The following is a 13,838-nucleotide window of genomic DNA, read 5'->3' on the forward strand; positions in this document are numbered from 1 at the left end:
TCCAGTTCGTTCACGGTACGAGCTGATCTTGCGGAAGGTCTCGGTGGCGGGTCGGGTCACTTGACCGCGCGCAGCGCGTTGACGATGCCGTGGCCGTAGAAGCCGTTGACGCGCTTGCCGCCCTCGCAGACCGCGTCCTGGGTGCCGTCGCCGTCCTGGTCGTAGGAGGCGGGGCAGGCGGTCTTGTCGGCCTGGGCCTTCAACAGGGCCTGGAGCTGGGCCGGAGACGCCCAGGGGTACTTGGACTTCAGCAGCGCGGCGACGCCGGAGGCGTGCGGCGAGGCCATCGAGGTGCCCTGCAGGAAGCCCCACGCGCCGTTCGGCATGGTGGACAGGATGCGGCCGTTCTTCGAGGGCGTGTCGGGTATCTGGTAGCGCGCGTCGCCACCCGGCGCGGCGACGTCGACGACGCCCTTGCCGTAGGTCGAGAAGTACGACTTCTCGTTCTCGACGCCCGTCGAGCTCACCGTGACGACACCCGGCAGCTGGTTCGGCACGTCGAAGCACTCGTGCGGGTCGATGGTGCGCTCGACCGGGGTGGAGTCGTCGGGGCTGGAGTCGTCGACGATGGCGTCCGCGTCCAGGTCGTGGTTGGAGTTGCCCGCCGCGGCGACGTTGAGCGTGCCCTTCTTCTGGGCGTACAGCTGCGCCCGGTTGACCGCGTCGACGATGGCCCGCTGGTCCGGGTCGTCCATGCAGTTGTACAGCCACGGGTCGACGTAGTAGCTGTTGTTGGTGATCTCGACGCCGTGGTCGGCGGCGAACACGAACGCGCACACGACGCTCTCCGGGTAGAAGAGGCCGTTCGCCCGGTCGGTCACATTGATGCTGGACACCTTCACACCGGGAGCGACGCCCGCGACGCCGACGCCGTTGCGGGCGGCGGCTATCTCACCCGCGACATGCGTGCCGTGGTAGTCCTCGGGGGTGTAGGGCCGCCAGGCGCCCTCGCTGGTGTCGGGCTTGCCGCCGGCGCAGTTGGCGGACTGGGACGCGGAGAAGTTCGGGGCGATGTCGGGGTGGGTGTCGTCCACGCCGGTGTCGATCACGGCCACGGTCACCTTGCGGCTGCCCGGGTTGATCTGTGCGGCCTTGTCGGCGCCGATCGCGCGCAGGTCCCACTGGTCCGCCTCGAGGGGCTCGCTCTCGGGCGTCTTCGCCGAGGCGGCCTCGGTGCGCTTCGCCTGGGCGGCCGTCAGGTACTCGACCGCGCCCTCCTCCTTCGTCCCCGCGGCCGTCAGGGGCGCCGTCCGCGTCGCACCCGCCGACTGGACCCCGCGCGCCTTGCGGATCGTCTTGGCGAAGTCGGGGTTCGAGGAGTGGACGACGATCACGCCGATCCGCCCGTACGTGGTCACGACCGATCCGTCGGCCTTTCCGATCGCCTTCTTCACCGACGCGATCGTGTGGCGGTCCAGCTTGGTGTTGACGACGTACGCCAGCGTGGGCGCGTCCGCCGTCCGGGTGGCCGACTCCGTGTGCGGGGCCGCCGACGCGGCGGCCGGCAGGAAGCCCAGCGAGGCCGTCAGGGACAGCACGACGGGCACGGCGAGGGCGAGCCGGCGTCTGGAACGCAAGTGAGACATGGGGTCTCCACATCCTCCGGAAACGAAACCGGCCCGAGGCACAGGTGGTGCTCGGGCAGGTACATGACGTGTGGTGCAGGGCGAAGCTATCCCGGCCCCTCGCTGGCCAGCAACGCTTTGTCGAAACGACTTCGGAAAGAACGCCGGGCCGTTGAACCGGTTCTCGCGTGCCGCCGTGACGTTGAGCAGGGAGCGCGAGGACACTCGCCCCCGTCCCCGTTCACAACCGCTTCCTTCATTGCGAGGAGACTCCGTGGCCACCGACGCACCGCCCCCCTCGAAAGAGCAACACAAACTCCCCTCACCCGAGGAGTTCACCGAGGTGCACGAGAGCGCGGAGTTCGGTGAACTGCGCCGCGCCTACCGCTCGTTCGCCTTCCCGCTGACCGTCGGCTTCATCGCCTGGTACCTGCTCTACGTCCTGCTCTCGAACTACGCGGGCGGCTTCATGGGCACCAAGCTGTTCGGCAACATCAACGTCGCCTTCGTCCTCGGCGTCGCCCAGTTCGTCACCACGTTCCTCATCGCCTGGTGGTACTCGCGGCACGCCGCCGCGAAGCTCGACCCCAAGGCCGAGGCCATCAAGACCCGGATGGAGAGCGGCGCATGAGCCCCGTACAGCAGACCTTTCTCGCCGCGAACGAGGCCAGTGAGCACCGCCCGCTGATCATCACCCTGTTCGCGCTGTTCGTCCTCGCGACCCTCGGCATCACCGTCTGGGCGGGCCGCCAGACCAAGGACGCCGCCGACTTCTACGCCGGCGGACGCCAGTTCAGCGCCTTCCAGAACGGCCTCGCCGTCTCCGGCGACTACATGTCGGCCGCGTCGTTCCTCGGCATCGCCGGCGCCATCGCCCTCTTCGGCTACGACGGCTTCCTCTACTCCATCGGCTTCCTGGTCGCCTGGCTGGTCGCCCTGCTCCTGGTGGCCGAGCCGCTGCGCAACTCCGGCCGCTACACCATGGGCGACGTCCTCGCGTACCGCATGCGCCAGCGCCCGGTCCGCACCGCGGCCGGGACGTCCACGATCGTGGTGTCGATCTTCTACCTGCTGGCGCAGATGGCCGGCGCGGGCGTCCTCGTCTCGCTGCTGCTCGGCATCACCTCCGACGCCGGCAAGATCCTCATCGTCGCCCTCGTCGGCCTGCTGATGATCGTCTACGTCTCCATCGGCGGTATGAAGGGCACCACCTGGGTCCAGATGGTCAAGGCCGTGCTGCTCATCGGTGGCACCCTCCTGATCACCTTCCTGGTGCTGCTGAAGTTCAACTTCAACATCTCCGACCTGCTCGGCACGGCCGCCGAGAACAGCGGCAAGGGCGCCGCCTTCCTGGAGCCCGGCCTCCAGTTCGGCGCGACCGGCACCTCCAAGCTGGACTTCGTCTCCCTCGGCATCGCCCTGGTGCTCGGCACCGCCGGTCTGCCGCACATCCTGATCCGCTTCTACACGGTGCCCGACGCCAAGGCCGCCCGTAAGTCCGTGAACTGGGCGATCGGCATCATCGGCGGCTTCTACCTGATGACGATCGCGCTCGGCTTCGGCGCCGCAGCGCTCATCTCGCAGGAAGAGATCATCGCCTCCAACCCGTCCGGCAACACGGCGGCACCCCTGCTCGCCCTGCACCTGGGCGGCGTCGACTCGACCTGGGGCGCGATCCTGCTCGCGACGATCTCCGCGGTGGCCTTCGCGACGATCCTCGCCGTCGTCGCCGGCCTCACCCTGGCCTCGTCGTCCTCCTTCGCGCACGACATCTACGCCAACGTCATCCGCAAGGGGCAGGCCTCCGGTGCCGAGGAAGTGCGCGCGGCCCGCTGGGCGACCGTCTTCATCGGTGTCGTCTCCATCGGTCTGGGCGCCCTCGCCCGCGACCTGAACGTGGCCGGCCTGGTCGCCCTCGCCTTCGCGGTCGCCGCCTCCGCGAACCTCCCGACGATCCTCTACAGCCTGTTCTGGAAGCGCTTCACCACCCAGGGCGCGCTGTGGTCGATCTACGGCGGTCTGATCGTCGCCGTCGGCCTGGTGCTGTTCTCGCCCGTCGTCTCCGGCGACCCCAAGGCGATGTTCCCCGAGGTCGACTTCGCCTGGTTCCCGCTCAAGAACCCGGGCATCATCTCGATCCCGTTCGGCTTCCTCATGGGCTGGCTCGGCACGGTCCTGTCCAAGGAGGAGCCCGACGCCAAGAAGTACGCGGAGCTGGAGGTCCGGTCCCTGACCGGCACCGGAGCCCACTGAGCACGACCCGTCCCGCGCGGCCGTGTCGTAGGAACCTCCAGGTTCCCGCGGCGCGGCCGCGTTCCGCGTCGTGGGATCGGGTCTGTGGCGTTGTCGGTGCGGTCACGTAGGCTCGCAGGTGTCGGAGAAACAGTGCCGCACGCACGATCCGCGACGAGGGAGGGGGCCCACGTGCTCATCGACACCTACGGCCGGGTGGCCACCGACCTGAGGGTCTCACTGACCGACCGGTGCAACCTGCGCTGCACGTACTGCATGCCCGAGGAGGGCCTGCAGTGGCTGGCCAAGCCGGACCTGCTCGACGACGACGAGATCGTCCGTCTGATCGACATCGCGGTCACTTCCCTCGGGATCGAGGAGGTGCGCTTCACCGGCGGGGAGCCCCTGCTGCGTCCGGGCCTGGTCGGCATCGTCGAGCGCGTCGCGGCCCTGGAGCCGCGCCCCCAGATGTCCCTCACCACCAACGGCATCGGCCTCAGGCGCACGGCCGCCGCCCTGAAGGAGGCGGGCCTGGACCGGGTCAACGTCTCCCTGGACACCCTGCGCCCGGACGTCTTCAAGACCCTCACCCGCCGCGACCGCCACAAGGACGTCATCGAGGGCCTGCACGCCGCCCGCGACGCCGGCCTCACCCCGGTCAAGGTCAACTCGGTCCTGATGCCCGGGCTCAACGACGACGAGGCCCCCGACCTGCTGGCCTGGGCCGTGGAACACGACTACGAGCTGCGCTTCATCGAGCAGATGCCCCTGGACGCCCAGCACGGCTGGAAGCGCGACGGCATGATCACCGCCGGGGACATCCTGACCTCCCTGCGCACCCGCTTCGAACTGACCGCCGAGGGCGAGGAGAAGCGCGGTTCGGCCCCCGCGGAACGCTGGCTGGTCGACGGCGGACCGCATGTGGTCGGTGTGATCGCCTCTGTCACCCGCCCCTTCTGCGCGGCCTGCGACCGCACCCGCCTCACCGCCGACGGCCAGGTCCGCACCTGCCTGTTCGCCCAGGAGGAGACGGACCTGCGCGCCGCCCTGCGCTCGGGCGCCCCGGACGAGGAGATCGCCCGCCTCTGGCGTCTGGCGATGTGGGGCAAGAAGGCGGGAGCGGGCCTGGACGACCCGACGTTCGTCCAGCCCGACCGGCCGATGTCGGCCATCGGAGGCTAGTGCCGCGGCGGGCAACGTTTGCCCATTGAGGAGCGGCGTCCGGTGCGTGCTCTCGGCGTGCCGGCCGGAAGCCCTCGTACTGGACGTACTTGGGCTTTCGGCCGGTGCGGCGGTGGGGGCCCCTCCCGTTCGAGCGAAGCCGAGAACGGGGGAGCGTGCCGGGCGTCGCGACGGGGCAAACGTTGCCTGCCGCGGCACTAAACATCGGAGCCGGGAGTTCCGGGACCTGTCAGTCCTGGGACTCCCACTCCTTCAGCAGGACCACGTCCTTCAGAAAACCCCGCACCCCGAGGAACTGCGACAGATGCTCGCGATGCTCCTCACAGGCCAGCCACGTCTTGCGCCGCTCCGGCGTATGGATCTTCGGGTTGTTCCACGCCAGCACCCATACGGCGTCGGTACGGCAGCCCTTCGCGGAACAGATGGGCGTCTCGTCACTCACAGCTTCGTCTCACAGAAAAGGCGACGCCGAGCAGCCACGGGGGGAGCTGCCCGGCGTCGGTCCGTCGCTCCGACGGGGGATGCGGAGCGCGTACGAAGTATGTCACGGGTGACCCCGAGCCCGGCACTGGAACAGCATGATAGATCTGAGCTTTTCTTGAGCTTGGCGGGAAGTTGGCTTCCCTTCCTGATCTCCCGTGATCTCTCCCCGGGAGACCTCTATCGCTCGTGCGACTCGCTCCGCGCACCCGGCACCGTCCCGGACACGGCATCTTCCGCGACGGGGTCCGCCGGACCGTCGTCCGGCTCCGACGGCGCGATCATCGGACGCGCAGGCGGCGCCACGAACGTCGACGGCAGAGACGGCGCGTTCTCGCGCCCGGCGTTCGCGATCACCACCGCGATGTACGGCAGCACCAGCCCGAGCACCAACGCCACGACGGCGACATGCCGTTCGACGTTCCACAGGGTGGCCGCGAGGATCACGGAGATCGTGCGGACCGTCATCGAGATCACGTAGCGACGCTGCCGCCCGCGTACGTCTTCCTGGAGTCCCGTCCGGGCACCGGTGATCCGGAAAACCTGGACGTTGCCGTCGCCACGCTGCTTCCGCATCGCATTCCACCATCCGCCCGTATCGGAGTCTTCCCGCCCCGTAGCCGCCCACGGCTGGTCGGGGAACCTGGCCGGGACACCTTCAACGGTACGCCGCGCCCGCGTCGGCCACGAGGCGGGGTGGCGCCTCACCGGGGCGGACGGCCTGCGCCGTAGCGCGTACGGCCCTCTCGGCATGCGGCGTAGGACACCTGGGCCGACACTGACGGTAGTGCTCACGTCGAGCCGTACGAGGAGGCAGCGATGGGCTGGTTGTGGGCGATCATCGTAGGACTGGTGCTCGGTCTGCTCGCCAAGGCGATCATTCCGGGCAAGCAGCATATTCCGCTGTGGCTGACCGTCATCCTGGGCATGATCGGCGGCATCGCCGGCAATGCCATCGCCCGGGCGGCCGGTGTCGACGCCACGGCGGGCATCGACTGGTGGCGGCACGTCTTCCAACTGGTGGCCGCGGTCATCCTCGTCGGTCTCGGTGACCGGGCCTGGACGGCGGCCCGGGGGGACAGACGCAGGGCCTGACGGGGCAAGGGAGCGGCTTCCGGCACCGCCGGAGGCCGCCCCCTTCACCGTGCTCTCACGCGCCCGCGACCTCGACCGCCGCCAGGTTCTTCTTGCCCCGGCGCAGCACCAGCCAGCGGCCGTGCAGCAGGTCCTCCTTGGCGGGGACGGCGTCCTCGCCGGCGACCTTGACGTTGTTCACGTAGGCGCCGCCCTCCTTGACCGTGCGGCGCGCGGCCGACTTGCTGGCCACCAGGCCGACGTCGGCGAAGAGGTCGACGGCCGGGCCGAGCTCGGCGACCTGGATGTGCGGCACCTCGGAGAGGGCCGCGGCCAGCGTCCTCTCGTCGAGTTCCGCCAGCTCGCCCTGCCCGAAGAGGGCCTTGGACGCGGCGATCACGGCGGCCGTCTGGTCGGCGCCGTGCACCAGCGTCGTCAGCTCCTCGGCGAGGGCCCGTTGCGCGGCGCGGGCCTGCGGACGCTCCTCCGTCTGCCGCTCCAGCTCCTCCAGCTCCGCACGGGAGCGGAAGGACAGGATGCGCAGGTACCGGCAGATGTCCCGGTCGTCCACGTTCAGCCAGAACTGGTAGAACGCGTACGGCGTCGTCATCTCCGGGTCGAGCCAGACGGCGCCGCCCTCGGTCTTGCCGAACTTGGTGCCGTCCGCCTTGGTCATCAGCGGCGTCGCCAGCGCGTGCACCGTCGCGTCGGGCTCCAGACGGTGGATCAGGTCCAGGCCCGCAGTGAGGTTGCCCCACTGGTCGCTGCCGCCCTGCTGCAGCGTGCAGCCGTGGCGCCGGTAGAGCTGGAGGAAGTCCATGCCCTGCAGGAGCTGGTAGCTGAACTCCGTGTAGCTGATGCCCTCGGAGGACTCCAGGCGGCGGGCCACGGAGTCCTTCGTCAGCATCTTGTTGACGCGGAAGTGCTTGCCGATGTCCCGGAGGAACTCGATCGCGGAGAGCCCCTCCGTCCAGTCGAGGTTGTTGACCATGACGGCCGCGTTCTCGCCCTCGAAGTCCAGGAAGGGCTCGATCTGGGCGCGCAGTTTGGCGACCCAGCCGGTGACCGTCTCCGGGTCGTTCAGCGTGCGCTCCGCGGTCGGGCGCGGGTCGCCGATCAGGCCCGTGGCCCCGCCGACCAGCGCCAGCGGCCGGTGACCGGCCTGCTGGAGCCGGCGCACGGTGAGCACCTGCACCAGGTGCCCCACGTGCAACGACGGCGCCGTCGGGTCGAAACCGCAATAGAACGTGACGGGACCGTCCGCGAGCGCCTTGCGCAAAGCGTCCTCGTCAGTGGACAGGGCGAACAGCCCGCGCCACTTCAGCTCGTCGACGATGTCCGTCACGGTTCTCGTGTCTCCTCGATGATCTTCGGGCAGTCGGGTGACAGCCGACTACGAGGTTATACGCCCTGGCTGACCGAGCTCATATTGAAATCGGGAACGCGCAGCGCGGGCATCGCCGCCCTGGTGAACCAGTCGCTCCACTCCCTCGGCAGGGTCTTCTCGGTCCGCCCCGCCTCCGAGGCGCGGCCCAGCACCCCGACCGGTGACTCGTTGAACCGGAAGTTGTTCACCTCGCCCGTCACCTCGCCGTTCTCGACGAGGTAGACGCCGTCCCGGGTCAGGCCCGTCAGCAGCAGCGTCGCCGGGTCGACCTCCCGGATGTACCACAGGCAGGTCAGCAGCAACCCGCGCTCGGTGTTCGCGACCATCTCGTCCAGGGAACGGTCCTCGCCGCCGTCCAGGACGATGTTGTCGATGCCCGGCGCGACCGGCAGCCCGGTCAGGCCCGCGCTGTGCCTGCTGGTCGTCAGGTGCCGCAGCTCGCCCTCGCGCATCCACTCGGTGGCCGCGAGCGGCAGCCCGTTGTCGAACACCGACTGATCGCCCCCCGAGGAGTGCGCGATCACGAAGGGCGCCGACTCCAGGCCCGGCTCGTTCGGGTCGCTGCGCAGCGTCAGCGGCAGGTCGGTGAGCTTCTCGCCGACCCGCGTGCCGCCGCCCGGCTTGGAGAACACCGTGCGGCCCTCCACCGCGTCCCGGCCGGACGCCGACCACATCTGGTAGATCAGCAGGTCCGCCACGGCCGTCGGCGGCAGCAGCGTCTCGTAGCGCCCCGCCGGCAGCTCCACACGCCGCTCGGCCCACCCCAGGCGCACGGCCAGCTCCGCGTCCAGCGCCGCCGGGTCGACGTCCTTGAAGTCCCGGGTGGAGCGCCCGGCCCACGCGGACCGGGTGCGGTCCGGGGACTTGGCGTTCAGCTCCAGCGTCCCGTTCGGCTGGTCGTGCCGCAGCCGCAGCCCGGTGGACGTGCCGACGTACGACGACACCAGCTCGTGGTTGGCGAAGCCGTACAGCTCACGGCCGCCGGCCCGCGCGCGTGCGAAGGCCTCGCCGAGCGCCGGGGCGAAGTCGGCGAACACGGCCGAGGAGGTCTCGGCGGGAGCCTCCGTGAACTCCGGCGACCGCTCCACGCCCGTGACCAGTGGCTGCGCGTCCTCGGCGGGTGCGGCGCCGCGCGCCGCGGCCTCGGCGGCCCGCACCAGGGGCTCCAGCTCGTCGGCGATCACGGCCGACCGGGACACGACCCCGGAGGCCGTGCCCTCCTTGCCGTCGACCGTGGCGACGACGGTGAGCGTGCGCCCGCGCGTGACGCCGTTCGTGGTCAGCGCGTTGCCCGCCCAGCGCAGGTTGGCGGTGGACTGCTCGTCGGCGATGACGACACAGCCGTCCGCCCGGGACAGTTCGAGGGCGCGCTCGACGACCTCGTGCGGCTTGCTGGAACGCGCGCTCATCGACCGGCCTCCTGGGTCGTGTTGAGGATGCTGACGCCCTTGAAGAGGGCCGACGGGCAGCCGTGCGAGACGGCGGCGACCTGGCCCGGCTGGGCCTTGCCGCAGTTGAAGGCGCCGCCGAGCACATAGGTCTGCGGCCCGCCGACCGCCGCCATCGAGCCCCAGAAGTCGGTGGTGGTCGCCTGGTAGGCGACATCGCGCAGCTGCCCGGCCAGCCGCCCGTTCTCGATGCGGTAGAAGCGCTGACCGGTGAACTGGAAGTTGTAGCGCTGCATGTCGATCGACCAGGACCGGTCGCCGACGACGTAGATGCCGCGCTCGACGCCGCCGATGAGGTCCTCGGTGGACATTCCGGCCGGGTCCGGCCGCAACGACACGTTGGCCATGCGCTGCACCGGCACGTGTCCGGGGGAGTCCGCGTAGGCGCAGCCGTTGGACCGCTCGAAGCCGGTCAGCTTCGCGATGCGCCGGTCCAGCTGGTAGCCGACGAGCGTGCCGTCCTTGACCAGGTCCCAGGACTGGCCCGCGACGCCCTCGTCGTCGTACCCGATGGTGGCCAGGCCGTGCTCGGCGGTGCGGTCGCCGGTGACGTTCATCAGCTCCGAGCCGTAGCGCAGCCTGTTCAGCTGATCGAAGGTGGCGAAGGAGGTGCCCGCGTAGGCGGCCTCGTAGCCGAGGGCCCGGTCGAGCTCGGTGGCGTGCCCGATGGACTCGTGGATGGTCAGCCACAGGTTGGACGGGTCGACGACCAGGTCGTACAGGCCCGGCTCGACGCTCGGCGCGCGCATCTTCTCGGCGAGCAGCTCCGGGATCCGCTCCAGCTCGCCCTCCCAGTCCCAGCCGGTGCCCCGCAGGTACTCCCAGCCGCGTCCCACCGGCGGCGCGAGGGTGCGCATCGAGTCGAACTCGCCGCTCGACTCGTCGACCGAGACCGCGTTGAAGACCGGGTGCAGCCGCACCCGTTGCTGCGTGGTCACGGTCCCGGCGGTATCGGCGTAGAACTTGTTCTCGTGGACCGTGAGCAGCGAGGAATCGACATGGTCGACCCCGTCGGCCGCCAGCAGCCGCGCGCTCCACTCCGCGATCAGCCCGGCCTTTTCCTCGTCGGGCACGGAGAAGGGGTCCATCTCGTACGACGAGATCCACGTCTTGTCCGCGTGCACCGGCTCGTCGGCCAGCTCGACGTGCTCGTCGGACCCGGCCGCCTTGATCACCTGGGCGGACAGCCTGGCCATCGCCACCGCCTGCCCGGCGACCCTGGCGGCGGCGTCCATGGTGAGGTCGACGCCGGAGGCGAAGCCCCACGTACCGCCGTGCACCACCCGCACCGCGTACCCGAGGTCGGTGGTGTCCGACGACCCGGCGGGCTTGGCGTCCCGGAACCGCCAGGATGCGCCCCGCACCCGTTCGAAGCGGAAGTCCGCGTGCTCGGCGCCCAGCGCACGCGCGCGTGCGAGGGCCGCGTCGGCGAGGGCGCGTAGGGGGAGGGCCGTGAAGGCCTCGTCGATGGTATGAGGCACCGCCGTCTCTTTCTGTCGTGGTGACCGTGGTTGCCGTGCGTCTGACTGCTCCGATCATGTCGTCCATCCCGCGCGCGGGCCATGAGTTTGATGGGTCGGACAAGAGGCTTTCTGTAGGGATCCGACAGCGAGTCCCCTACGCCACTGTCGGTGCCCGATTGTCCGCGGGGCTGCCCGGACCGATAGGTTTTCGAGGAAGCCGCCTGTCGTCACCGCCTGTCGTCCAGGCGCCGGGCGGGGTATCAGACCGCTATGGAAAGGGTGATCCGTTGAGCCGCTCGGTTCTCGTCACCGGAGGCAACCGGGGCATCGGCCTCGCCATCGCCCGCGCTTTCGCCGATGCCGGCGACAAGGTCGCCATCACATACCGCTCGGGTGAGCCGCCCACCGGCTTCCTGGCGGTCAGGTGCGACATCACCGATGCCGAGCAGGTGGAGCAGGCCTACAAGGAGATCGAGGAGGCCCACGGCCCCGTCGAGATCCTCATCGCCAACGCCGGCATCACCAAGGACCAGCTCCTGATGCGCATGTCCGAGGAGGACTTCACCTCGGTCATCGACACCAACCTCACCGGCACCTTCCGCGTGGTCAAGCGCGCCAACCGCGGCATGCTGCGCGCCAAGAAGGGCCGGGTGGTGCTCATCTCGTCGGTCGTCGGACTGTACGGCGGTCCCGGCCAGGCGAACTACGCCGCCTCCAAGGCCGCGCTGGTCGGCTTCGCGCGTTCCCTCGCCCGTGAGCTGGGCTCGCGCAACATCACCTTCAACGTCGTCGCGCCCGGCTTCGTCGACACCGACATGACCAAGGCGCTCACCGACGAGCAGCGCGAGAACATCGTGAAGCAGGTTCCGCTCGGCCGGTACGCCCAGCCGGAGGAGATCGCCGCGACGGTGCGGTTCCTCGCCTCGGACGACGCCTCGTACATCACTGGAGCCGTCATCCCGGTTGACGGCGGACTGGGAATGGGTCACTGATCACCATGAGCGGAATTCTCGAGGGCAAGCGCGTCCTGATCACCGGTGTGCTGACGGAGGCCTCCATCGCCTTCCACACCGCCAAGCTGGCCCAGGAGCAGGGCGCCGAGGTCATCCTCACGGCGTTCCCGCGGCCCACGCTGACCGAACGCATCGCCAAGAAGCTGCCCAAGCCCACCAAGGTCATCGAGCTCGACGTGACGAACGACGAGCACCTCGGCCGCCTGGCCGACATCGTCGGCGAGGAGCTCGGCGGCCTCGACGGGGTCGTCCACTCCATCGGCTTCGCCCCGCAGGACGCCCTCGGCGGCAACTTCCTCAACACGCCGTTCGAGTCGGTGGCCACCGCCATGCACGTCTCGGCGTACTCCCTGAAGTCGCTGACCATGGCCTGCCTGCCGCTGATGCAGAACGGCGGCTCCGTCGTCGGTCTGACGTTCGACGCGCAGTTCGCCTGGCCGCAGTACGACTGGATGGGCCCGGCCAAGGCCGCCCTGGAGGCCACCAGCCGCTACATGGCCCGTGACCTGGGCAAGCAGAACATCCGCTGCAACCTGGTCTCGGCCGGTCCGCTCGGTTCCATGGCCGCCAAGTCCATCCCGGGCTTCGGTGAGCTGGCGTCCGTGTGGGACTCCCGCTCCCCGCTGGAGTGGGACCTGAAGGACCCGGAGCCGGCCGGCCGCGGTGTCGTGGCACTGCTGAGCGACTGGTTCCCGAAGACCACGGGCGAGATCATCCACGTGGACGGTGGTCTGCACGCCATCGGAGCCTGATCCCCCCCCGCGTCCGGCGACGCCCCGTTTCCCGCAGCGCGTGGGGAGCGGGGCGTCACCCGTTCGGCTCAGCAGGCCGGGCGGGCAAGGCCCGCAACTGGGCACTCTGGAGTACGCGTTCACCACGCGAGCCCCTCCCCAGCACGGCCGAGGAGGTCCCCTTGTGCGCTTCTCCCGCCGAATGGCCTCACTGTCCGTCGTCGCCGCGCTCGTGCTGACCGTGGCGTACGAGGCGGTGCCCCGCGCGCGTGTGCCGGCCGACGAGCGTGAGTCCGCCGAGCCCTTCGGCGCGGCCTGCCGGATCCGTGTGACCGGCTCCAGGGTGACCGTGTACTGCCACAACCCGTACCCGGAGACCGACCGCGTGAGCCTGCACGTGGAGTGCGCACGCTGGTGGGACATCGACACCGACAGCTCGCCGGTCGCGGCCGGGCCCGCGCAGACCGTGCGGCTGACCGGACGGTGCTGGAAAGAGGTCGGCGACGTGTGGATCAGTCACCGGAGGGAGAGCTGACCCCGCCCAGCCGGCACAGGAAGGGATAGCGCGCGGCCTCCGCCGCCGCCGTGTCCGCCTCGCCCGCGCGGATCGCCTCCAGCAGCCGCCCGTGGTCCATGTGCGTCTCCGGGGTCAGCCTCTCGCCGACGTCCTCGCGCAGCCAGTCCCGCAGCACCTCGCCCAGATCCGCGTACATGGCCGTCATCACGTCGTTGTGGGAGGCGGACACCACGGCCAGGTGAAAGGTCGCGTCCGCCGTCACGAACGCCTCCTTGTCGCCCGACTCCCAGGCCTGTTCGCGCCGCAGGAGCAGTGCGTCGAGCTGCTTGAGGTCCCTCTCCGTGCGCCGCTCGGCGGCGAGCCGGGCGGCGGCCGACTCCAGCGTGGAGCGCAGCTCGGCGATGTGCCGGGGGTCGGCCTCGGCGAACCGCCGCTGCATCACCCCCGCCAGCTCGCTCGTCGCCACGACGTACGTGCCGGAACCCTGGCGAATGTCCAGCAGCCCGTTGTGCGACAGGGCGCGAACGGCCTCACGGACCGTGTTGCGCGCGACGCCCAGCTGCTCGACCAGTTCGGGCTCGGTCGGGATCCGGGAGCCGACGGGCCACTCGCCCGAGGTGATCTGCGCCCGCAACGCGGCGATGACCTGCTCGGACAGGGCCGAACGACGGGGATGGCTCAGGGGCATGGCACACCTTCCCACGCGCGGGGTGCCGGAGGGCAGCCGGCCACTGGACAGTCAATCA

General features: G+C 70.1%; 14 protein-coding genes. 7 read left to right on the forward strand and 7 right to left on the reverse strand.

Features of this window, described 5'->3' with window-relative positions; translation table 11 throughout:
* Positions 1 to 56 precede the first annotated feature (56 nt).
* Positions 57 to 1,586, reverse strand: coding sequence for a S8 family peptidase (locus QNO09_RS23090; protein WP_283972149.1), 1,530 nt, complete (start codon positions 1,584 to 1,586; stop codon positions 57 to 59).
* A 253-nt stretch (positions 1,587 to 1,839) separates the two neighbouring features.
* Between QNO09_RS23090 and QNO09_RS23095 the strand changes: the two genes are divergently transcribed.
* The 3 genes from QNO09_RS23095 (at position 1,840) to moaA (ending at position 4,979) form a co-directional block, all read left to right on the forward strand.
* The gene (locus QNO09_RS23095) at positions 1,840 to 2,196 is read left to right on the forward strand and encodes a DUF485 domain-containing protein (protein ID WP_283972150.1); all 357 of its coding nucleotides are present in this window, start codon (positions 1,840 to 1,842) and stop codon (positions 2,194 to 2,196) included.
* On the forward strand, positions 2,193 to 3,818 hold the full coding sequence (locus tag QNO09_RS23100; protein ID WP_283972151.1) for a monocarboxylic acid transporter: 1,626 nt from the start codon (positions 2,193 to 2,195) through the stop codon (positions 3,816 to 3,818). Before QNO09_RS23095 ends, QNO09_RS23100 begins: the two co-directional genes overlap by 4 nt.
* Positions 3,819 to 3,989: 171 nt before the next feature.
* On the forward strand, positions 3,990 to 4,979 hold the full coding sequence (gene moaA / locus QNO09_RS23105; RefSeq protein WP_283972152.1) for a GTP 3',8-cyclase MoaA: 990 nt from the start codon (positions 3,990 to 3,992) through the stop codon (positions 4,977 to 4,979).
* Positions 4,980 to 5,208: 229 nt separating this feature from the next.
* Here moaA and QNO09_RS23110 read toward each other — a convergent pair whose 3' ends face one another.
* Together QNO09_RS23110 and QNO09_RS23115 are read right to left on the reverse strand one after the other, a co-directional pair.
* Positions 5,209 to 5,421, reverse strand: a complete 213-nt coding sequence (locus tag QNO09_RS23110) for a hypothetical protein (protein WP_283972153.1) — start codon at positions 5,419 to 5,421, stop codon at positions 5,209 to 5,211.
* A 218-nt stretch (positions 5,422 to 5,639) separates the two neighbouring features.
* Positions 5,640 to 6,035, reverse strand: a complete 396-nt coding sequence (locus QNO09_RS23115) for a DUF3099 domain-containing protein (RefSeq protein ID WP_283972154.1) — start codon at positions 6,033 to 6,035, stop codon at positions 5,640 to 5,642.
* A gap of 243 nt (positions 6,036 to 6,278) precedes the next feature.
* On the opposite strand from QNO09_RS23115, the gene QNO09_RS23120 reads away from it, so the two are divergent.
* Entirely contained in the window at positions 6,279 to 6,554 is a 276-nt protein-coding gene (locus QNO09_RS23120) for a GlsB/YeaQ/YmgE family stress response membrane protein (protein WP_283972155.1), read from the forward strand.
* 55 nt (positions 6,555 to 6,609) lie between these two features.
* Here QNO09_RS23120 and tyrS read toward each other — a convergent pair whose 3' ends face one another.
* The 3 genes from tyrS to QNO09_RS23135 are packed head-to-tail and all read right to left on the reverse strand — an operon-like array spanning position 6,610 to position 10,849.
* Positions 6,610 to 7,878 (reverse strand): tyrosine--tRNA ligase, encoded by a 1,269-nt coding sequence (gene tyrS, locus QNO09_RS23125; RefSeq protein ID WP_283972156.1) that lies wholly within the window; start codon positions 7,876 to 7,878, stop codon positions 6,610 to 6,612.
* Positions 7,879 to 7,934: 56 nt separating this feature from the next.
* A complete protein-coding gene (locus tag QNO09_RS23130) occupies positions 7,935 to 9,329 on the reverse strand; it encodes a metallopeptidase TldD-related protein (RefSeq protein ID WP_283972157.1) in 1,395 nt (464 codons plus the stop codon).
* Positions 9,326 to 10,849, reverse strand: coding sequence for a TldD/PmbA family protein (locus QNO09_RS23135; protein WP_283972158.1), 1,524 nt, complete (start codon positions 10,847 to 10,849; stop codon positions 9,326 to 9,328). Before QNO09_RS23135 ends, QNO09_RS23130 begins: the two co-directional genes overlap by 4 nt.
* Positions 10,850 to 11,118: 269 nt before the next feature.
* On the opposite strand from QNO09_RS23135, the gene fabG reads away from it, so the two are divergent.
* From fabG to QNO09_RS23150, 3 genes are all read left to right on the forward strand, one after another.
* A complete protein-coding gene (gene fabG / locus QNO09_RS23140; protein WP_283972159.1) occupies positions 11,119 to 11,823 on the forward strand; it encodes a 3-oxoacyl-[acyl-carrier-protein] reductase in 705 nt (234 codons plus the stop codon).
* 5 nt (positions 11,824 to 11,828) lie between these two features.
* Entirely contained in the window at positions 11,829 to 12,596 is a 768-nt protein-coding gene (gene fabI / locus QNO09_RS23145; RefSeq protein WP_283972160.1) for an enoyl-ACP reductase FabI, read from the forward strand.
* Positions 12,597 to 12,759: 163 nt separating this feature from the next.
* A complete protein-coding gene (locus QNO09_RS23150) occupies positions 12,760 to 13,110 on the forward strand; it encodes a hypothetical protein (protein ID WP_283972161.1) in 351 nt (116 codons plus the stop codon).
* Here QNO09_RS23150 and QNO09_RS23155 read toward each other — a convergent pair.
* Positions 13,088 to 13,780 carry a FadR/GntR family transcriptional regulator gene (locus QNO09_RS23155; protein ID WP_283972162.1) on the reverse strand — a complete coding sequence of 231 codons (693 nt, stop codon included), beginning with the start codon at positions 13,778 to 13,780 and terminating at the stop codon, positions 13,088 to 13,090. The genes QNO09_RS23150 and QNO09_RS23155 overlap by 23 nt on opposite strands.
* Positions 13,781 to 13,838: the final 58 nt, after the last annotated feature.

This window comes from Streptomyces sp. 378 (assembly GCF_030124145.1).
In the GTDB taxonomy this organism is placed as follows: Bacteria; Actinomycetota; Actinomycetes; order Streptomycetales; family Streptomycetaceae; genus Streptomyces.

Bases quoted from the DNA above. Each gene is read 5' to 3' on its own strand.
- QNO09_RS23155 (WP_283972162.1), bottom strand. From the start codon at position 13,780: ATGCCCCTGAGCCATCCCCGTCGTTCGGCCCTGTCCGAGCAGGTCATC.
- fabI (WP_283972160.1), top strand. From the start codon at position 11,829: ATGAGCGGAATTCTCGAGGGCAAGCGCGTCCTGATCACCGGTGTGCTG.
- QNO09_RS23100 (WP_283972151.1), top strand. From the start codon at position 2,193: ATGAGCCCCGTACAGCAGACCTTTCTCGCCGCGAACGAGGCCAGTGAG.
- QNO09_RS23090 (WP_283972149.1), bottom strand. From the start codon at position 1,586: ATGTCTCACTTGCGTTCCAGACGCCGGCTCGCCCTCGCCGTGCCCGTC.
- QNO09_RS23130 (WP_283972157.1), bottom strand. From the start codon at position 9,329: ATGAGCGCGCGTTCCAGCAAGCCGCACGAGGTCGTCGAGCGCGCCCTC.
- QNO09_RS23115 (WP_283972154.1), bottom strand. From the start codon at position 6,035: ATGCGGAAGCAGCGTGGCGACGGCAACGTCCAGGTTTTCCGGATCACC.
- QNO09_RS23120 (WP_283972155.1), top strand. From the start codon at position 6,279: ATGGGCTGGTTGTGGGCGATCATCGTAGGACTGGTGCTCGGTCTGCTC.